The 18,827-nt window shown below is 64.6% G+C and carries 21 protein-coding genes; 13 read left to right on the top strand and 8 right to left on the bottom strand.

All coding sequences use genetic code 11. The features are described from left to right. The first annotated feature begins 14 nt into the window (after positions 1–14). The 8 genes from CSQ93_RS04620 to mdcH are packed head-to-tail and all read left to right on the top strand — an operon-like array spanning position 15 to position 5,604. Complete coding sequence (locus CSQ93_RS04620) at positions 15–881, top strand: triphosphoribosyl-dephospho-CoA synthase (RefSeq protein ID WP_233516039.1); 867 nt, start codon at positions 15–17, stop codon at positions 879–881. Further along, a complete protein-coding gene (locus CSQ93_RS04615) occupies positions 868–1,176 on the top strand; it encodes a malonate decarboxylase subunit delta (RefSeq protein ID WP_035818456.1) in 309 nt (102 codons plus the stop codon). Before CSQ93_RS04620 ends, CSQ93_RS04615 begins: the two co-directional genes overlap by 14 nt. Beyond that, entirely contained in the window at positions 1,173–2,027 is an 855-nt protein-coding gene (locus CSQ93_RS04610) for a biotin-independent malonate decarboxylase subunit beta (protein WP_099376959.1), read from the top strand. Before CSQ93_RS04615 ends, CSQ93_RS04610 begins: the two co-directional genes overlap by 4 nt. After that, positions 2,024–2,836: a biotin-independent malonate decarboxylase subunit gamma gene (gene mdcE, locus CSQ93_RS04605; RefSeq protein ID WP_099376958.1), complete on the top strand. Its 813-nt coding sequence runs from the start codon at positions 2,024–2,026 to the stop codon at positions 2,834–2,836. The genes CSQ93_RS04610 and mdcE overlap by 4 nt, the downstream gene beginning before the upstream one ends. Before the next feature lie 54 nt (positions 2,837–2,890). Further along, positions 2,891–3,304 (top strand): malonate transporter subunit MadL, encoded by a 414-nt coding sequence (gene madL, locus CSQ93_RS04600; protein ID WP_099376957.1) that lies wholly within the window; start codon positions 2,891–2,893, stop codon positions 3,302–3,304. Next, on the top strand, positions 3,297–4,061 hold the full coding sequence (gene madM / locus CSQ93_RS04595; RefSeq protein WP_035818466.1) for a malonate transporter subunit MadM: 765 nt from the start codon (positions 3,297–3,299) through the stop codon (positions 4,059–4,061). The genes madL and madM overlap by 8 nt, the downstream gene beginning before the upstream one ends. Next, positions 4,061–4,669 (top strand): malonate decarboxylase holo-ACP synthase, encoded by a 609-nt coding sequence (locus CSQ93_RS04590; protein WP_099376956.1) that lies wholly within the window; start codon positions 4,061–4,063, stop codon positions 4,667–4,669. Before madM ends, CSQ93_RS04590 begins: the two co-directional genes overlap by 1 nt. After that, positions 4,666–5,604, top strand: a complete 939-nt coding sequence (mdcH, locus tag CSQ93_RS04585; protein ID WP_099376955.1) for a malonate decarboxylase subunit epsilon — start codon at positions 4,666–4,668, stop codon at positions 5,602–5,604. The genes CSQ93_RS04590 and mdcH overlap by 4 nt, the downstream gene beginning before the upstream one ends. Here the strand turns inward: mdcH and CSQ93_RS04580 are convergent. Both CSQ93_RS04580 and CSQ93_RS04575 read right to left on the bottom strand, forming a co-directional pair. After that, the gene (locus CSQ93_RS04580; RefSeq protein ID WP_099376954.1) at positions 5,601–7,931 is read right to left on the bottom strand and encodes a TonB-dependent receptor; all 2,331 of its coding nucleotides are present in this window, start codon (positions 7,929–7,931) and stop codon (positions 5,601–5,603) included. The two genes, mdcH and CSQ93_RS04580, sit on opposite strands and share 4 nt — an antisense overlap. A gap of 289 nt (positions 7,932–8,220) precedes the next feature. Continuing rightward, positions 8,221–9,468, bottom strand: a complete 1,248-nt coding sequence (locus CSQ93_RS04575; protein WP_099377141.1) for a PepSY-associated TM helix domain-containing protein — start codon at positions 9,466–9,468, stop codon at positions 8,221–8,223. A 249-nt stretch (positions 9,469–9,717) separates the two neighbouring features. Between CSQ93_RS04575 and CSQ93_RS04570 the strand changes: the two genes are divergently transcribed. From CSQ93_RS04570 to CSQ93_RS04555, 4 genes are read left to right on the top strand one after another with little or no spacing between them, the layout of a single operon-like run. Next, entirely contained in the window at positions 9,718–10,548 is an 831-nt protein-coding gene (locus CSQ93_RS04570) for an alpha/beta fold hydrolase (protein WP_099376953.1), read from the top strand. An 8-nt stretch (positions 10,549–10,556) separates the two neighbouring features. After that, positions 10,557–12,095 carry a hybrid sensor histidine kinase/response regulator gene (locus CSQ93_RS04565; RefSeq protein ID WP_099377140.1) on the top strand — a complete coding sequence of 513 codons (1,539 nt, stop codon included), beginning with the start codon at positions 10,557–10,559 and terminating at the stop codon, positions 12,093–12,095. Positions 12,096–12,120: 25 nt separating this feature from the next. Beyond that, positions 12,121–12,639, top strand: a complete 519-nt coding sequence (locus CSQ93_RS04560) for a hypothetical protein (protein ID WP_158301115.1) — start codon at positions 12,121–12,123, stop codon at positions 12,637–12,639. A 52-nt stretch (positions 12,640–12,691) separates the two neighbouring features. Further along, positions 12,692–13,096, top strand: a complete 405-nt coding sequence (locus CSQ93_RS04555; protein WP_099376951.1) for a hypothetical protein — start codon at positions 12,692–12,694, stop codon at positions 13,094–13,096. A 43-nt stretch (positions 13,097–13,139) separates the two neighbouring features. Here the strand turns inward: CSQ93_RS04555 and CSQ93_RS04550 are convergent, their stop codons facing one another. The 3 genes from CSQ93_RS04550 to CSQ93_RS04540 all read right to left on the bottom strand — a co-directional run bounded on the left by CSQ93_RS04550 (position 13,140) and on the right by CSQ93_RS04540 (position 16,129). Continuing rightward, positions 13,140–14,357, bottom strand: a complete 1,218-nt coding sequence (locus CSQ93_RS04550; protein WP_099376950.1) for an MFS transporter — start codon at positions 14,355–14,357, stop codon at positions 13,140–13,142. A gap of 319 nt (positions 14,358–14,676) precedes the next feature. Beyond that, on the bottom strand, positions 14,677–15,093 hold the full coding sequence (locus CSQ93_RS04545) for an SRPBCC family protein (RefSeq protein WP_099376949.1): 417 nt from the start codon (positions 15,091–15,093) through the stop codon (positions 14,677–14,679). Positions 15,094–15,112: 19 nt separating this feature from the next. Then, a complete protein-coding gene (locus CSQ93_RS04540) occupies positions 15,113–16,129 on the bottom strand; it encodes an aldo/keto reductase (protein WP_099376948.1) in 1,017 nt (338 codons plus the stop codon). Between the two features lie 102 nt (positions 16,130–16,231). Here CSQ93_RS04540 and CSQ93_RS04535 point away from each other — a divergent pair, with 102 nt between their 5' ends. After that, a complete protein-coding gene (locus CSQ93_RS04535) occupies positions 16,232–17,134 on the top strand; it encodes a LysR family transcriptional regulator (protein WP_099376947.1) in 903 nt (300 codons plus the stop codon). On the opposite strand, the gene CSQ93_RS04530 is transcribed toward CSQ93_RS04535, so the two are convergent. The 3 genes from CSQ93_RS04530 to CSQ93_RS04520 all read right to left on the bottom strand — a co-directional run bounded on the left by CSQ93_RS04530 (position 17,131) and on the right by CSQ93_RS04520 (position 18,721). Continuing rightward, positions 17,131–17,604, bottom strand: coding sequence for a DUF6328 family protein (locus CSQ93_RS04530; RefSeq protein ID WP_099376946.1), 474 nt, complete (start codon positions 17,602–17,604; stop codon positions 17,131–17,133). The two genes, CSQ93_RS04535 and CSQ93_RS04530, sit on opposite strands and share 4 nt — an antisense overlap. A gap of 87 nt (positions 17,605–17,691) precedes the next feature. Further along, positions 17,692–18,399, bottom strand: a complete 708-nt coding sequence (locus CSQ93_RS04525; RefSeq protein WP_099376945.1) for a hypothetical protein — start codon at positions 18,397–18,399, stop codon at positions 17,692–17,694. Positions 18,400–18,508: 109 nt separating this feature from the next. Then, positions 18,509–18,721, bottom strand: a complete 213-nt coding sequence (locus tag CSQ93_RS04520; protein ID WP_034751103.1) for a hypothetical protein — start codon at positions 18,719–18,721, stop codon at positions 18,509–18,511. Between the last annotated feature and the right edge of the window lie 106 nt (positions 18,722–18,827).

The following is an 18,827-nucleotide window of genomic DNA, read 5'->3' as shown; positions in this document are numbered from 1 at the left end:
TTGCAATGAGCACAATGATGATAAGGCCAGTGCAGATACGTTCTGCCGCGCTGGGACGGCAAGTGCTGCAGGCGCTGCTCGATGAAGTGACCCTGACACCGAAACCCGGCCTGGTTGATTTGCGCAGCCGTGGCGCCCACACGGACTTGAACTGGGCCCTGATGTGCCATTCGGCCTGCGTGCTGCAGCCCGTGTTTGCCGCCATGGCCGGCGCTGGCGCGCAGAGTGAAGATGACGATCTGCTGCGCCAGCGCATCGGTGCCATCGGCCGCGATGGCGAGGCGCTCATGCTGGCGGCCACGGGTGGCGTGAACACGCACCGGGGCGCCATCTGGGCGCTGGGACTCCTGGTGACGGCGGCGGCGCAACAGGGCGCGCGCGGCGCGTCGCTGGCGCCAACAGCCGTGGCGGCGCGGGCCGGCGCGCTGGCCCGTTTGCATGACCGCGACGCGCCTGGCGCCACCGGCAACAAGGGCGAGCTGGCGTGCCGCCAGTACCAGGTCGATGGCGCACGGGGCCAGGCCCGGGCCGGCTTTCCGCTGGTGACAGGCGCCGGATTGCCGGCCTTGCACGCCTCGCGGGCACGCGGTGACAACGAGACGACGGCGCGCCTGAACGCCTTGCTGGCGATAGTCAGTCAGCTCGATGACACCTGCGTGCTGTCGCGCGGCGGCGAGACGGCCCTACTGGCATTACAGGCAGGGGCGGCGCGCGTGCTGGCGGCCGGCGGCGTGGCCACTGCCGCCGGTACCGAGGCGCTGCTGGCGCTGGAAGCGGTGGCGCTGGCGCGCGGCGTGTCGCCGGGCGGCGCGGCCGATCTGCTGGCCGCGACCCTGTTCCTCGACCGATTGACACAAGGAGAAGCGCATGGAAACGCGTGACTATACATTCCCGGCCGGGCCGCCGGCGTCTAGCCGCGCCCTGGCCGGCGTCGTCGGCTCGGGTGACCTGGAAGTGCTGCTGCAGCCAGGCGACGATGGCGTGACCCGCATCGTCGTCAACACCTCCGTCGATGGCAAGGGCGCCGTGTGGGATGCGCTCCTGCAGCGCGTATTCGGGGGCGAGCCGCTGCCGGCGGCGCGCATCGTCATCAACGATTGCGGCGCCACGCCGGGCGTGGTGCGCATGCGCATCGAGCAAGCCTACGAAGAATTGCAAGCGGGGAGGACGGCATGAGCACATTACAACAACTGCTGGAGCGCGACAGCTTCATCGAAGGCGGAGCGCGCAGCCGGGCCAGGGCCTTGCTGGACGCAGGCAGCATGCGCGAACTGCTCGACCCGTTCTGCGGCATCGCTTCGCCCTGGCTGCCGCAACAAGGTGTCACTGCGCAGGCTGACGATGGCGTGGTGCTGGCCAAGGGCCTGTTTGACGGCCAGCCGGCCGTGGTGCTGGCCATCGAAGGCGCCTATCAGGGCGGCAGCATGGGCGAGGTGGGCGGCGCGAAAATCGCCGGCGCGCTGGAACTGGCGGCGCGTGACAACCGCCAGGGAGTGCCGACGCGGGCCGTGATCCTGTTCGAAACGGGCGGCGTGCGCCTGCAGGAAGCCAACCTGGGCCTCGCTGCCATCGCCGACATCCATGCCGCCATCGTCGACCTGCGTCGCTACCAGCCCGTGATCGGCGTCACGGCCGGCACCGTCGGCTGCTACGGCGGCATGTCGATCGCGGCGGGCCTGTGCAGCTATCTGGTCGTCACGCGAGAGGCGCGCCTGGGTCTCAACGGCCCCGCCGTGATCGAACAGGAGGCGGGCGTGGACGAATTCGACTCGCGCAACAAACCGTTCATCTGGAGTCTGACGGGCGGCGAGCAGCGTTTCAAGAGCGGCCTGGCCGACGCCTATGTGGAAGACGACACGGCGCAGATGCGCGCCGCCGTGGCCGCATTGTTCGCACGCGGTTTGCCGCCACAGCACCGCAGCGATCAGGCGGAAGGCTACCTGGCGCGCCTGGCCGACGTCGACGCCAGTGTGCAAGCCACGCCGGAAGCCGTCCGTTTGATCTACAGCAAAGGAGTCGCAGCATGAACGCCATCACCGATACGAGCCGGGGCGCCGTCTGGCTGGCGGCACTCACGAATAACGCTGCGCCGCTGGACGGCTACCCGCCTTCCGTGCGCGTGGTCGACGCTCCGCTGGCCGGAGAAACTGCGCGCTACCTCGCCGTGCTGCCCGACCCGGACAACCGGTTTACGCGCGCCCGTACGGGTGAGGTCGGCCTGGTCGAAGCGTGGCAGCTGGCGCGCGCCGTGCAGCAGGTGGTACTTGAGGACCGTGACCTGGCCGTGAAACGGCCCATCGTCGCCGTCATCGACGTGGCCAGCCAGGCGTATGGCCGGCGCGAGGAAGCGTACGGCATCCACCAGGCGCTGGCCGGCGCGGCGGGGGCGTATGCCGAGGCGCGCCTGGCTGGCCATCCCGTGATCGGCCTGATCGTCGGCAAGGCCATGTCGGGCGCCTTCCTCGCGCACGGCTACCAGGCCAACCGCCTGATCGCGCTCGACGATCCGCAAGTGATGGTGCATGCGATGGGCAAGGCCTCGGCAGCGCGCATCACCCTGCGCACCGTGGCGGCGCTCGAAGCGCTGGCCGCAAGTATCGCGCCGATGGCCTACGACATTGGCAACTACGCCACCCTGGGCCTGCTGTGGCAAACCTTGCAGGTGGCGCAGCCGGACGATCCGTCGGCGCAGGACACGGCCGCCGTCAACGCCTGCCTGCAGGCAGCCCTTAGTGACATCCGCGCCGATCCGCAGCGCGACCTGTCCAGCCGCCTGGGCGCGCCGCACCGCCAGGCGTCGGCAAAAGTCAGGGAGGTGCTGGGGCAGCAGTGGTAGGTGAAACAACAGAGAAGACACCAAGTCATTCCTATTCCTATAACGGAGACAATCATGATCATTTACGGAACTGCACTGCTGGCCTTATGCCACTTGCTCGGCATCTTCCTGGGCGACCTGCTCGGGCAGCTGATGGGCGTCAAGACCAACGTGGGCGGCGTGGGCATCGCCATGCTGCTATTGATCTGCGCCCGGCTCTACATGCAGCGCCGCGCATGGCTGCCGCAGATGACGGAACGGGGCGTTGAATACTGGGGCGCCATGTATATTCCCGTGGTGGTGGCGATGGCGGCGCAGCAGGATGTGGTGGCGGCGCTGCGCGGCGGGCCGGTGGCCGTGCTGGCCGCCATCGGTTCCGTGCTCGTTTGCGGCGCCGTGATCTCGCTGATTAATCGTATGGAAAGCCCGGCCGCCATCGCCGCCGCCGAAGCCGAGTCGATGTTGATGAAGGAGCACCGTCATGCTTGAGCTCTTTGAAAAAGCCGCCATCCACAATGGCCTGGTGACGGCCTTCGCCTTTGTCGGCCTGATCATGCTGCTGTCGGTGGCGCTGTCGAAGTACCTGACCCTGGGCCGCGTGCACGGTTCGGCCATTGCCATCGTGATCGGTCTGGGCCTCGCTTACTGGGGCGGCGTGCATAGCGGCGGCCACAAGGGCCTGGCCGATTTGTCGCTGTTCGGCGGCATCGGCCTGATGGGCGGCGCCATGCTGCGCGATTTCGCCATCGTCGCCACGGCCTTCGAAGTGCAGGCGACGGAAGCGCGCAAGGCAGGCCTGATCGGCGTCGTGGCGCTGATGCTGGGCGTGGTGCTGCCGTTCCTCGTCGGCGCCGGCGTCGCGTACGCGTTTGGCTATTCGGACGCCGTCAGCATGACCACCATCGGCGCCGGCGCCGTCACGTACATCGTCGGCCCCGTCACGGGTGCGGCCATCGGCGCCAGCTCGGACGTCATGGCCCTGAGCATCGCGGCGGGCCTCATCAAGGCCATCCTGGTGATGGTGGGCACGCCCGCCGCGGCACGCTTTTTGCGCCTGAAAACGCCGCGTTCGGCCATGGTCTTCGGCGGCCTGGCCGGGACGGTCAGCGGCGTCTCGGCGGGCCTGGCCGCCACCGACCGCAAACTGGTGCCGTACGGCGCGCTGGTCGCCACCTTTCATACGGGCCTGGGCTGCTTGCTGGGACCATCGTTGCTGTTCTTTGCCGTCAAGGCGGTGGTGGCCTGATGGAAGCCTGGCGCGCGCATGATTTGCTGTGGCTGGACGGCTTGCCGGACGACGCATCCTTGCCCGCCTGGGCCGACGCCGCGTGGCTGCGGGCCGCACCGGTGGTGGTGCGGCGCGCCAGCACGGCGCCCGGGCGCATTCCCGTGGGCTTGCGCGGCATGCTGCGCAGCGAGCGGCATGCGTGCGAAGTGGATGCCGCCGCCGTCGTGCGCCGCGTGACGCCGGAAATGCTGGCGCATACGCCAGTGCCTGATTGTTCCTGCGCTGCGCTCGACGCGTTGCGGCAGGTGGTGCCGCTGCTGGACGCCACTGGCTGGGCCTGGGGCCCGACTGGCGGCGTGGGCTTTGCGCTGGCGAGCAGCTTGCCCGTGCTGCGCGCCGACAGTGACCTCGATCTCGTGCTGCGCATCGCCGCGCCGCCGGACGCCGACCAGGCCGAGGCCCTGCGCGCCATCGCGGCGACCGTCACGGCGTGTCGGCTGGACCTGCAGATCGACACGGGCCGTGGCGGTTTTGCGTATGCCGAGTGGGCGGCGGGGCGGGCCAAGGTCTTGCTGAAAACGGACCACGGTCCCGTGCTGACGGCCACGCCATGGGAGCTTGCATGAGCGTGTTATTTACCTTTCCCGGCCAGGGCGCCCAGACTCCGGGCATGCTGCATGCGCTGCCGGATGATGGCGTCGTGGCGGCGGCCCTGGCGGAAGCGGCGGACGTGCTGGGCCACGATCCCTTGGCGCTGGACACGGCTGCCGCGCTGGCGTCGACGCGGGCCGTGCAACTGTGCTTGCTGATCGCGGGGGTGGCCATGGCGCGTTCGCTGGCGGCGCGCGGCGCGCTGCCGGACATGGTGGCCGGCTTTTCCATCGGCGAATATGCGGCGGCCGTCGTCGCCGGCGCGCTGGATTTCACCGATGCCGTGCGCCTGGTGGCGCGGCGCGGACAGCTGATGGAGCAGGCGTATCCCACCGGCTACGGCATGGCGGCCATCATCGGGCTTGATCTGGCGCAACTCGAACCGTTGCTGGCGCAAGTGCATGGTGCGGCCACGCCCGTGTATGTCGCCAACCTGAACGCGCCGCGCCAGATCGCCATTGCCGGCAGCGAACCTGCTTTGCACGCCGTGATGGCGCTGGCCCTGACGCATGGCGCCGGCAAGGCCAAGCGCCTGGCTGTCAGCGTGCCGTCGCATTGCCCGTTGATGGAGACCCCCGCGGGCGACATGGCTGCCGCCTTCGATGGTGTGGTAGTGCGCCGGCCATCGCTCGTCTACCTGAGCAGCAGCGCGGCGCGCGCGCTGTTCGACCCGTCCCGCATCCGCGACAGCCTGGCCGCCAACATGGCGCAGCGCGTGCAGTGGAGCAGTACCGTGCGCCTGGCGTGGGAGCGGGGCGCACGGCTGGCAGTGGAAATGCCGCCCGGCAGCGTCCTCACGCGGCTGACGGCGCCCGACTTCACGGATGGCGTGGCCATCTGCTGCGACGGCAACCGGGGCGACAGCCTGCTGGCGCTGGTGGACCGGGAGCGCAACGGCGCCGTGCCTTAAAGCCTGGCGCTCAATCCAATCTGGAAGCCACGGCCCGGCAAGGGCGCGATGTATTTCAGTGGAGAATTGTGCGGCCGGGCATCGTCATCGAGCAGGTTGGTGCCGCTGATGAACACGTCGAGGCCTGCAAACGGTGAATTCGGCACTTGCAGTGCGCGGCTCACCTGGAAGTTCACCATGGTGTAGCCGTCGAGCGGCACTTCCTCGCTGACACTCTTGCCCAGGTACTTCTGCTTGTCGTACCAGGTGCTGGACAGCCTGGCCTTCCAGCCTTGGTTTTCCCACAGTACATTTGCGCCATAGCGGTTGGTGGGCATGTTGGGCAGGTATGCGCCGTCGTTGTGCGCGCGCAGCTTGTCGGGATTGTCCGCCTTGTTCTTGACCAGGTCGGCGAATGCGGAGAGGTTCACCTTGCCGTAGCTGCCAAGCTGAATCACCTGGGAAGCGTCGATCTCGAATCCCCTGACCGTCGTGTCCGTCTGCTTCCAATATTTCAAGGGCAGGCGATTGGCCATCTGGGCACCCGAGTGACCAAGGTAGAGATAGTTCTCGTACTTCATGACGTAGCCCGTTGCCGACATGGCAAAGCCGCGATTGCCGAACAGGGCGGTGAGTTCGGTATTCCGCGCGCGCTCGGCCTTCAAGTCCTGGTTGCCTTCTTCCTGGGTCATGATCGAATAGTGGCGGTTGCTCGCATACAACTCATTGACGTCGGGTGCTCTTTCGGAGGCGGCATAGCGCAGCTTTGCACCGAAAAGCTGGCCAAGTTTGGCCGACGCCCCCAGGCTATAGCTGTTCAGGCTGAACGACTTGTCCTCGAGTTTGGAATTGCTGGCATTCCTCGACGTCTTGAAGCCGCTCTTGCGGATCTCGTGATCGACTTTTTCATGGCGCAAGCCGGCATCGAAGGTGGCCCAGTCGAAGTCCAGGCTTTCCTTCACGAACAGGGCATTGCTGACCGTGCTCGCATCGGGCAGGTAAAGCTGCGGGCCGCTGCCGGTGATTTCCCGGGATTGATGGCTGAGGCCAAGCAAGCCGCTCAAGGGCCCAGCGCGCCGGTGCGCCAGCAGGAGTTCGGCCTGATTGGTGTCGAACTGGTAGTCATTCGCCTTGGCCGTACCGAGACGTTCTCCCGACGCATTGTTCAAGCGGGATACGCGCAGTTGTGCGCTTTCAAGATAGGCAAGGGGATCGCGAAGATGGGCTTCCAGCGCATATTTATCCTGCTGTATCACCACGCCGACGGGCAGTCCCTCGTCATAGTTCGCGCCGAACGACTTGTTTTCCATGGAAAAGCCCGGCACGCCATACTCGCTATTCTTGGTGTCGAGGCTGACGGCCACGTAGCCGCGATCGAAAAAGTAGGTGCTGCCGACGGCAAAGTGGGAATTGCTGGCATAGCTGTTGCCCAGCGTGCCGTGGTAATCGGGGGTCACGTCCTTGTTGATCTTGTTTTGCGCCGTCGACGGCGTACCCGGCACGTAAGCGGGGTTGGCCGGATTGACGTAGGTCTTGCGCTGCCAGACGGATGTTGGCTGATTCGTATAGAAGGAAAAATCACCATCGGCCCAGTCCGGATTTTCCGTCATGAACTGGTCGATAAACGGTTGCGAAGCCTTGTTGTAGATTTGCTGGATCCTCGCTTCTTTCTGGCAACTGTCGGCCAGAAAGGTATTCACGCCGCCCTTCAAGGGAAACAGCTGGCTGTTGCACACGCTGGCCTTGCTGTTGCCCGGAATATCGTAGTGTCCGATCTTCTGGAAGGACATCTGCAGGTTGGTCGAGAAGTGCTTCCCATCGTTGAAGTTCATGCGCAAGCCCTGGGCGTCGGCATCGTTGAAGCCCTTGCGCAGGATCAGTTCCAGGTCCTTCGGCTTGTCTTCCATCTTCCTGGAAACGAGGCCGGAATCGACGTCGACGCTGCCGCCAATCGCATTGCCGCCGAAACGCACGCTATCGGACGATTTGTTGACGGTGACGCTGCGCGCAAACAGGGGATCGAACGGGATGTTGATGTCGCCGCTGAGCGCATTCATGCCGAGGATGGACTGGCCATCTTCGAGAATCTGCACGCGGCTGCCGCTCAGGCTGCGTATCACCGGTGCGCCCGCATTTGGCCCGAAGGCGCTGCTTTGCACGCCCGAGACATGCTCGAGCATGCCGCCCAAGGTCCTGTTCTGGGCTTGCGTATTCTCGACCAGCACGACGCTGTCGATGGTGGAAGGCTTGTCTGCCCGGACTTTGATGGTCTGCAGGGTAACGTCGTCTGCCGCGTAAGCGAGCGGGGCAGTGGACAGCATGGCGGCTGCGAATACGTGATGGCGCATGGGACTCTCTAAAAAGGCGGAATGGGGTGCTGGCGCTGGACGCAGGCGCAGCGTGAACTTGTAAATGCAATCGAGTTGCAATAATAGCTTGTGCGTAATGCTATTGCAAGTAAACTGCATTTGAGGGGCGGCGCACGAAAAGCGCGCAGCGCAGACGGCCGGCATGTGCCGGCTAGTGGGTAGCAAAGTGTGGAGGTGCGAGGTGCGAAGGCGTTACGCGTTGTGCGTGTGCGGCGCAGGCTGAAGAAGTCCGCCTGCGCCGTTAGGGAATCGTTGCTTCAGCTGACGTTCAATGGCTTCGCGCCTGCAGCCGGCGCGCGCGCCGTTTGCGCTCCCAGATGACGATGCCCGTCACCGACAGCATGGCGACCATGAGGCCCATGAAGGACATCAGAATGCGTCCCGGCAAGCCGAGGATGCGGCCCGAGTGCAGGGGGAATTGCAGTTGCACGAAGACATCGGCGGCCGTGCCTTCCCACGGCTTGTGCTGGCCGATGATGCTGCCGTCCATGCCGTCGATGTACAGGTTCGACAGGCCCATGCCGGCCGCGCCGAACTCGTCGGCCGGGTCGAAGAAGGAGACGTTGTAGAACGAGTAATTGCCGCCATAATAAATGCCGCCGATGGGCGCCGTGATGCCGCGCTGTACGGCCTGCTTTTTGGCGATTTCGACGGCTTGCTCGAAGCCGATCACGGGTGTGATGTAGGTGCCGTAGGGCGCCGGCGTCTGCGTTTCGTACGGTCCCGGTGTGGTGGTGGACACGAGCGACATGACGGGATAAAACACTTCCCGGTACAGGTTCAGCGAGAACGAGGTAAACGCGACGACAATGATGATGAGCCACACCCACAGACCGCCCGCGCGGTGCAGATCGAAATTGAGTTTGTAGCCGCCGGCTGCCCAGCGCACCACCCACGACGGTTTCCAGCGCTGCCACCAACTGGCGGCGTCGCGGTGGCGTGGCGCCTCGTCCTGAGCGCGCGGGCGCAAACGGCGCGGCGTGGTCAGATACAAGGCCACCATGCTGTCGAGCAGCCAGATCAGGGCCACCGTGCCCATCAGCCAGTAACCCCAGCGGTCCGTGCCCCAGAAGGCGGGCACGTGCAGGCTGTAGTGCAGATGGCGCAGGAACGGCATCAGGCTGCGGCGCGACAGGGAAATGGCCGTCGAATCGCGCTTGCCCGTGATCTGCGCCGTGACGGGATCGATATAGACGGTGTTGTAGTCGAGCACGAACGGCTTGTTCGTGGCCGGGTCGGTCAATGGCCGCACCATGAAGGCGCCCGCATGGCCTTCTTCCAGGCCCAGGGTCATGTAATTGACTTCCACGCGCGGGTCGGCGGCCGCGACTTTTTGTGCCAGCACAAACGGTGGCTGCAGGGGACCGCGGCCCGGCGTGTCCATGATGTCGGCGTTGAGCCATTCGTCCAGTTCGTGGTCCCACGACGTGACGGCACCCGTGAGGCCCGCAACGATGAGGAAGAGGGCGATGGTCAGGCCGGCCCAGCGGTGTATGACAGTCCAGAAAGCGCGCATGCGGTACAAACCTTCAACATGAAACCGGCTTGTTGCCGCCAGCAGGCGCCAAGGCGGCGCACAGGAAGAGCCAAATATGGGCCTGGTACAGGCCTGACATTTTTGATAATGGGAATCGTTCTCATTATCCGCCGTGGCGTGGCGTTTGTCCAGCCCCAATGGTGTTGCCCAAGGTTAAATAGCGCATGCTAAGATGCTAGCAAGAAGTTAATTTACATTCCACATGGAAATATTCAAGGCTGAAGCGGCATGCGCATAGAAGACCGGAACAATGTCCGCATTCGCGAATGCAGCGCTATGCCCCAAAGGAACGCGGCAGCCACCATGGTGTTCATGCATGGCTTTGGCTGCGATCAAACCATGTGGCGTTACCTGGAGCCGCTGTTTCGTCCGCACTACCGCACTGTGCTGTTCGACCTGGTCGGCAGCGGTGCTTCCGACCTGGGGGCCTATGATTTCGATAGCTACGCGCGGCTCGACGCGCATGGCGCCGATTTGCGCCAGGTCATCCACGCCGCCGGTGGCGCTCCCGTGATTTGCGTCGGCCATTCCGTCAGTGCCATGAGCACCTTGCTGGCCACGATCGCCGAGCCGTCGCTGTTCGCCGCGCAAGTCATGCTGGCGCCGTCGCCGTGCTATGTCGACGATGTGGCGGCCGGCTACCGGGGCGGCTTCAGCCGTGCCGATATCGACGACTTGCTCGGTGCCATGGACAGCAATTACCTGGGCTGGTCGGCCGGCATGGCGCCTGCCATCATGGGCGCGCCCGGCCAGCCGGCGCTGGGGCAAGACCTGGTGAACAGCTTTTGCCGCACCGATCCCGTCATCGCCCGGCATTTCGCGCAAGCGACGTTCTTGTCCGACCACCGCGCCGTCTTGCCGCACAACAGCACGCCGGCCCTGATCGTGCAGTGCAGCGACGACTTCATCGCGCCACCTTCCGTGGGCGACTACCTGCGCGAAACGCTGCCGCACAGCAGCCTGCAGGTGCTCGAAAATGTGGGCCATTGCCCGCACATGAGCGTGCCCGATGCCAGCTATCGCGCCATCCGTCACTTTCTCGACGGCCTGCACCTGTAATGCGCGACATGATGCCTTCCTTGCCTGACGCCGATACTTTGTTCCAGCACGCGGCCTGCGGTTTGCTGCTGTGCACGGCCGACGGCACCATCGTGCAGGCGAATGCCACTTTTTGCGGCTGGCTCGGCTATGGCGCAGGGGAGTTGCTCGGGAAAAAGAAACTGCAGGACTTGCTGACCATCGGCGGGCGCGTCTTCCACCAGACGCACTGGCTGCCTTTGATGCAGGTGCAGGGCAGCGTATCGGAAATATTGCTCGACATGCGCCAGCGCCAGGGCCAAGCCATCCCCATGCTGTTCAATGCCGTGCGCCGCGTGCACGAAGGCGTGCGGTATGACGAGATCGCCGTCTTTGTCGCCAGCGACCGGCGCAAGTACGAGCAGCAGTTGCAACTGGCGCGCAAGGAGGCAGGCGAGCTCAACGAGCAGCTGGCGGCCGCCGACCGGCGCAAGGACGAGTTCCTGGCGACCCTGGCGCATGAGCTGCGCAATCCGCTGGCGCCCATGCGCAACGTGCTGGAAGTGTTGCGCCTGGCGCAACTGGACGACCCGCAGCTGCGCTGGGCGCGCGATGTGCTGGGCCGGCAAGTGGGGCACATGACGCACCTGGTCGACGATTTGATGGAAGTGTCGCGCATCACGCAGGGCCGTCTGGAACTGCGCCGCGCCAGCGTGGAACTGGGGCCCGTGGTGGAAGCGGCCCTGCACAGCGTGGCGGAGTTGGCGGTGCAATCCGGCCACAAGGTGCTCGTGGAGCAATGGCCGCAAGCCATCTGGCTCGACGCTGACGCGACGCGCCTGGGCCAGATGATCGCCAACCTGCTGACCAACGCCATCAAGTACACGCCTGCCAACGGCGTCATCGGGCTGGAAGTGGCATGCACGGACAACGACGTGTACATTCGCGTGCGCGATTCGGGCATCGGCATCGCGCCCGAGCATCTGGACAAGGTGTTCGAGCTGTTTTCGCAGCTGGAACCGGCCCTGTCGCGCGCCCAGGGCGGCCTGGGCATCGGCCTGTCGCTGGTGCGCGGTCTGGCCGAATTGCATGGCGGCAGCATCAGCGCGCACAGCGACGGCGTCGGGCAGGGCAGCACCTTCGCCCTGCGCCTGCCGCTGCCGGCCGTGCCCCTGCAAGCGCCGCCCGAACCCGACCGCCGCCTGCTGGCCGGCACGCGCGAAGGCAAGGTGCTGGTCATCGATGACAGCGCCGACGCAGCCGAAAGCCTGGCGCTGGCGCTCGACATCCTCGGCTATGACGTGCGCACGGCCTACGACGGCACTGCCGGCATGGCGGCGGCACAAGTTTTCATGCCGCAAGTGATCCTGCTCGACATCGGCTTGCCGCACATGAATGGCTACGACGTGGCGCGGCTGTTGCGTAGTGAACCCTGCGGCAAGGACGCCATCCTCGTGGCCGTCACGGGCTGGGGCCAGGACAGGGACCGCCAGATGGCGTCCGATGCGGGCTTTGATTTGCACCTGACCAAGCCGGTGGATTTTTATGAGCTCGATGCGGTGCTGCAAAAGATGCTGCGGGCGGAGTAAGGATGGCATCAGAAAAATGAAAATCATGGAACAATTGACAGAGTTGGAAATCGCCGTTTTCCAGCTGCGCATGGGATTTGGCCATGCCGACCGCTGCGTGGACTGGGCCGTCGAACGCTTGCGCCTCGATCAGGAAGGCGACGATCTTGATATCGTGCTGCTGGCCAGCGCCCGGGGCGTTGACGAGGTGCTGCCGCTGGCCGAGGCCATCATCGGACGCTACCGTGGCGATGTGCGCCTGGAGGAACAATTCCTGGCTGGCAAATACATCGTCGAGTTGCGTGCCGCTTATCTGGCAGGGCGCGAAAGCGTGTCTTCGCTCGATGCCATCTTTACCCGCTTGTACCCGGCGCTAGCTTATCCCGACTGGCTGGTCATGCTGAGCCGCAACTGCGAATACGCGCTCGACGTGTCCGATTTTCAGCAGCCGTTCGAACTGGAATTCGACTACATCGCAAGCTTGTGGGCAGAAGCGGGCGATGTCGGCGCCTTTGAACGGCTGTATGACCGCGAGAGGTCGGACCGGCAGGGCGTGCCTTGCTGAACGAAGCTTGAGCTTCTCAATAAACAGCCGTACTGATACATGACTTGATTACATGAAGAAAATCGATATTTTTGTCTGTTCCGACGCCGGGATGCGCGCCTGTTCCAGCTGGGAAGAGGCCTTCGATGCGTTTCCCGTCACCGGCATCACCTTGCCAGGGGAACTCGATTTTGCATCGCTGAGTCAATTGCTGACCCAGTCGGCAGAACCGGTGCTGCGGCCCCTGCGGATCGAGGGGCGCGACATTCACGTATTCAATGATGCGATTGCGCAAGCGATAGGCCGGATGGCGGATGATGACTTGCTGGCGCTTGCCGTGGCATGGTCCAGAACGGCGCCATGGGCGGACCTGAATGTCCAGCCATGCGATCTGGCCGGATTTCTGATGGAATTGAAATCGAACTGGCATCGGTCTGCCACGCCGGACAAGGCGCTGTTTGCGTGGGTGGACGCTTAAGGCCGCCGGGCGCTGACGCGCCAGCGGCCGCCTGCTTATTCCATCAAGCCGGCTGCGCGGCGCCCACATTGCGGCTGCGGTTTTCCACCAGCACGGAAATGCCGAGCACGACGATGCCGCCGCAGGCCAGCATGGCGCCGACCCAGCCCGTCGAGCGCAAGCCCATGCCCATGGCGATGGCGATGCCGCCGGCCCAGGCGCCCAGGGCGTTGGCGATGTTGAAGGCGGAATGGTTGAGGGCGGCAGCCACGGTTTGCGCGTCGCCGGCCACGTCCATCAAACGCGTCTGCACGGCCGGGGCGACAGCGATGCCGGCGCCGATGGCGAACAGGTTGATCGCCGTCAACCAGACGTTGCTGCTCGTATAAGTAAACGCGGCCAGGGCGGCCACGTTCCACAACAGCACGCCAAAGATGGTCCAGAGGCGCGAGCGGTCGGCCAGCCAGCCGCCGATCAGGTTACCCACCGTCATGCCGACGCCGATGATGGCCAGCAGGATGGAAATGACCAGGGGCGACACTTTCGTGATTTCCAGCAAGGTTGGCGTAATAAACGTGTAGACGGCGAACATGCCGCCGAAGCCGATCGCCACCATCAGCAGGGTCAGCCACACTTGCAGGCGGCGGAACACGCCCAGTTCGCGGCGTGGGCTGGAATCGCCGGCGGCCACCATCGGCACGAAGATGCGCACCATCAGCATGGTCAGCAAGCCCAGCGCGGCGACCAGCAAGAAGGCCGAGCGCCAGCCCAGGGTCTGGCCGATATACGTGGCCAGCGGCACGCCAAAGATATTCGCCACGGTCAAGCCCATCAGGACGCGCGCGACAGCCTGGCCCCGCTTGTCCGGTTCGGCCAGGGCGGCCGCTACCAGCGCCGCCACGCCGAAATAGGCGCCGTGGGGGATGCCGGCGACAAAACGGGCGACGACCAGCAAGCCATAATTGGGGGCGATGGCGCTGAGCAAGTTGCCGCCAGCGAACATTAGCATCAGACAGATCAGCATCAGCCGGCGCGGCATGCGCGCCAGGAAGATGGTGATCAGGGGCGCGCCGACAACCACGCCCAGCGCGTAGGCGCTGATCATGTGGCTCATCTGCGGCAAGGTCGTGCCCAGGTCGTCGGCCACCACGGGCAGGATGCTCATGGAGGCGAATTCGCCCGTGCCGATGGCGAGGCCGCCGATGGCCAGGGCCAGGTCGGCATAGCCGGCGCCAAAAGGCGCGGTGACGCGCGGAATCAGGGGATCTACGGATGCGTGCATGTTCTTGTTAGTTTGGTAAGGGTGTGACAGGGTGAAGAAGCGTGCTGTGGCTCAGCCGCAGTGGCAGCAATGCGCTACCGGATGCGAAGTGAAGAAAGGCAAGGAGAAGTAGCAGCCCCGGCGTTTCGGGCCAGAAGAGCTGCCCACAGTCAACATTGTAAAAGATTCGGGCAAGTTCTGCCGGGAGGCGGCCAAAATATGCTGCACTGCACATAACAGCGCTTGCGCTTGTTGTTAACGATAACACGGAATCCGCCGGATTCCGCCACAGGCGGGCGAAGATTGCACGGCTGTGGCGGAATTGGTTCCTGCTTGCCGTTTATTCAGACAAGGTTTGTTGCAACGCTTCCAGCCCCGCCACATAAATGCCGTGGAACAGCTCCGTCACTTCCTGCTCGCTCACGCCGACAGCGGTGAAGCGGCCGGACCAGGTGACCCGCGCGCCAGCGCTGCCGGCAATCGGGCTCACTTGCAGGGTCGACAGGTAATCGCTGGCGGGAAACGGCGCCTGCAGAATCGAATAGCTGTAGCTGCGCGCTGTGTTGTCGTACGCTTCCAGCTGCTCGACGATGACGTCGCCGGCCGGGTTGGCCAGGTGGCGGATGCGCCCCCCGTCGCTGAGGGTGCTGCTGGGAATGTAGGGCAGCCAGTCGGGTAGCGAGTTGAAGCCGCCGATCAGTTGCCACACTTGCGCCGGCGTGGCGGCGATGTCGATCGAGGTAGTGGTATGTGCCATGATGAGTTCCTTGTATCTATTAGGTAGCGCTGCCAGGCAGCGGAGCGAAGGCGGACACCAGCTGTTCGGCGCGCATGTCTTGCCAGAAGGCGGCCGGGATGACGCTGTTCAATGCTTGCTGGTCTTCGGCCAGGCGTTCCGGACGGCTGGCGCCGGGGATCACGGCAGCCACGGCCGGATTGGCCAGAGAAAATTGCAGGGCGGCCGCCTTCACGCTGACGCCATGGCGCGCGGCGATGGCCTTGATGCGTTCCACTTTAGCAATGATTTCGGGCGAGGCCTTCTGGTATTCAAAGTGCGCGCCACCGGCCAGGATGCCCGAGCTGTAGGGGCCGCCCACGACGATGTCGACGTTCTGCCTTGCCGCGGCGGGCATCAGGCGCTGCAGCGCCCGTTCATGGTCGAGCAGGGTGTAGCGGCCGGCCAGCAGGAAGGCGTCCGGCTGCGCTTCGCTTAAATCCAGGGTCAGTTCCAGCGGTTCCACCTTGTTCACGCCCACGCCCCAGGCCTTGATGACGCCTTCTTCGCGCAAGCGGGTCAACACGCGGAAGGCGCCCGTGCGGGCTATCTCGAATTGCGCCAGCCAGTTGTCGCCGTGGAAATCCTGGGCGATGTCGTGTACCCAGACGATGTCGAGGTGGTCCGTATCCAGGCGTTTCAAACTGTCTTCGATCGAGCGCAGGGTGGCGTCGGCCGTATAGTCATCGACGATCTTGTTCTTGCGGCCAAATTCGAACAATCCGCCTTTTTCGCCCAGTTCGCGGCTGGCCGGGTCTTCCAGTTCGTCGAGGATCAGGCGGCCGACCTTGGTGCTCAGCACGTATTCGTCGCGGCGGCGCTGCTTCAGGGCGGCGCCCAGGCGCAGCTCGGCCAGGCCGGCGCCATAGAACGGGGCCGTATCGAAATAGCGGATGCCGCTATCCCAGGCCGCGTCGACGGTCGCCAGCGCTTCTTGCTCGGGAATGTTGCGGAACATATTGCCCAGCGGCGCCGTGCCGAAACCCAGTTTGCCTGTCAGTAAGTGTTTGATACTCATGATGTTTTCCTTCAATGTGTGGATCAGTGAAGACAGAATAGCTGGACAAGTTAAGCCTGTCCAAGACATAATTGGCGCAACTTGAGTCCCGAAAGGTCTGATATGCTGGACATCCGCCAATTGCAATACTTCATCGCCGTCGCCGAGGAAGAGCACGTGGGGCGCGCCGCCGAGCGCTTGCACATTTCCCAATCGCCGCTGAGCCGGCAAATCGCCCAGCTCGAAGACAAGCTGGGCCTGACCCTGTTCGAGCGCAGCGCGCAGCGCATCCGCCTGACGCGCGACGGCCATACCTTTCTGGCTGAAGCGCGCGCTTTTATTACGCACGGGAATCGTCTGGAAGCATTGGCGAAACGCCTGGGACGCGGCGATGAAGGCGGCCTGTGCATCGGCTATATCGAAAACGCCATGCATGCGGGCGTCTTGCCGGACGGCTTGCGCAGCCTGCGCGCCACGCGGCCGCAAGTGCACGTCGCCCTGTACAACCTGCATTCGGCCGAGCAGATCGAAGGCTTGCGCCAGCGCAGCCTCGATATCGCGCTGCTGTGCGAACCGCCGCTGCCGAACGACCCGGACCTCGATTGCGCGCAAGTGCTGAGCGACCCCATGCTGCTGGCCTTGCCGGAGACGCACCCGCTGGCGCACAAGGCGGATCTCACGCCGGACGACCTGGCGGGCCAGGAGTGGATCGCCGTGCTGCACAAGGAAAGCGCGCTGAAACACGATAATTTCATCGCAGCCTGCGCCCGCGCCGGCTTTACGCCCGATATCCGCATGGAGGCAACGGAACCGCTGACGGCGCTGGGCCTGGTGGCGGCCGGGCTGGGCATGGCCATGATCCAGCACAGCCTGCGCCAGCACGCGCCGGCCGGCGTCGTCGTGCGCGAATTGCCGTGGTTCAGCTACCGCACGCCCTTGTGGCTGGCCTGGCACAAGGTCAACCTGCGTCCGCTGGTGGGGATTTTTCGGGCAACCTTGCTGGAGCAGGCGGGCGTCGTCGCCTAGATTTTCCTGGCGCGCTTCAGGTGCAAGGGCAGCCACCACCACATGCAGACGATGAGCGCACCCATCAGCACGCAGGCGACGATGCCGGCGACGTGGCCGAACACTTCCGACATCACCAGGTTGGTGCCAAGGATAAACGCCAGGGCCAGGGAAAAGGCGCCGCACATCATGATGCGGTCGGCCACGCGCTTGAAGCGTTCGCGGTCTTGCAGGGGACGCATGACGCGGTGCTGGATGGCTGGAGCGCTGAGCAGCACCAGGCTGGTCATGGACAGGAAAAATGTCAGCAGGAAGACGATTTTTTCCGCCTGCACGATCTTCGCGAAGCCGCCGTTGAAGGGCAGGATGATGAGGAAGGCCGTCAGCATCTGCGCGCCCGGCAAGAGGATGCGCAATTCGCTGAGCAGGTCGGACAAGTCGCCTTCATCGCCTGGCTGGCCATCTTCATCCTGGTGTTGCGCGTGTGGCATGGGCTTGTCCTCGCAGTGGTGATGGGGCAAGTCTACGCGGCGGTGCCGTGTCTGACTGTGGGCGGGCGCACCTTCCGACGCATTGCGTCAGAACCATTGCGGGTAGCGTTGGCGCAGCCGCCACAAGGGTGTCGAGACGATGGCCGTGGCGCTGTGCGAGGCGTCGTGGCCGCAGTGGCCGCAACTGTGGCGCCGGTGCGGCGCCAGCGCGAAGCTGCCCAGGTCCAGGTGCGGGTGGCCGCAGCGGGCGCAATCGCTGCATGCGAGCGGCGCGCCGGCCTGCAAGGCGGCGGCGAGGGCCAGCGCGGCGGGCGGCGTGATATTCAGTTGCACTATGTCGTGAGGAAACAGGCCGGGCAGGGCGCGGCAGTCGATGGCCAGCGCGACCAGCTCGCGCGCCAGCAGGGTGCCGCCGTCATCGGACCGGGCGCGCAGTTGCAGCAAGCCCTCCGGACCCAGGCGCAAGGTGGTGGCGTGGAATTGCATGGGGTCGAACAGTTCCGGATACAGCACATAGCCCATGGGGCTGGCGTGCTGGCGGCAACGCATGGGCTGTGTTGCTTGCCAGCCGGCCAGATCGGCCTGCGTGCCCCAGTAGCACTGGTGCGTGCGGCACCAGTGCCGCGCCGCGCCATTGCGAAATTTTCCAGCGGGCAGCAGATCGCAGACGATGATGGCGTCCAGTCCCGCGCCGGCGCGAAAATGGCCCGTGATGTGGGAGGTGGTGACGGCAAGATGGCCCGTGCTCGCTTGCAGTGGCCAGCAGATGCCGGGCAGGGTCAGCGGCGTTGCCAATGGCGCCTCCGCGCGGCTATCGGCTTGCCAGCCGATAGTGGGCCGGCATGAAAAAACCCGCCGGTTGGGGCGGGCTGTGCTGACGGGGATGCCAAAGGCATGGCCCGGTCTATTCTTCCGTATCGGCCAGGGTAACGATGGCGCGCGCCCACTTCGAGTATTTCAGGTTTGCCAGGTCGCGCACGGTCTTGATATTGAATGCCTGCTTGAGCAGCTCTGCATCTTTTTCGCTCACGCCTTGCAGCGCATCGACGGGGGCATCAGCGATTTCCTTGAACGTCTTTTTTTCGTAAGCCTTGTCTACCGCTTTATTGATGTTCATGTGTTGATACTCCTCAGTAAGTAGGAAAATTAATTCTACACGTTTTTGCGAAGTGTCAATTTACGCTTGCAAGTTGTGCCGAACTAAATATGATGGAGGTGGGCGC

Origin of the sequence: Janthinobacterium sp. BJB426, assembly GCF_002735705.1 — a bacterium.
Classification (GTDB): Bacteria; Pseudomonadota; Gammaproteobacteria; order Burkholderiales; family Burkholderiaceae_D; genus Janthinobacterium.
Note: the sequence above shows the minus strand (reverse complement) of the source record. Positions and strands in the feature narration are given on the sequence as shown.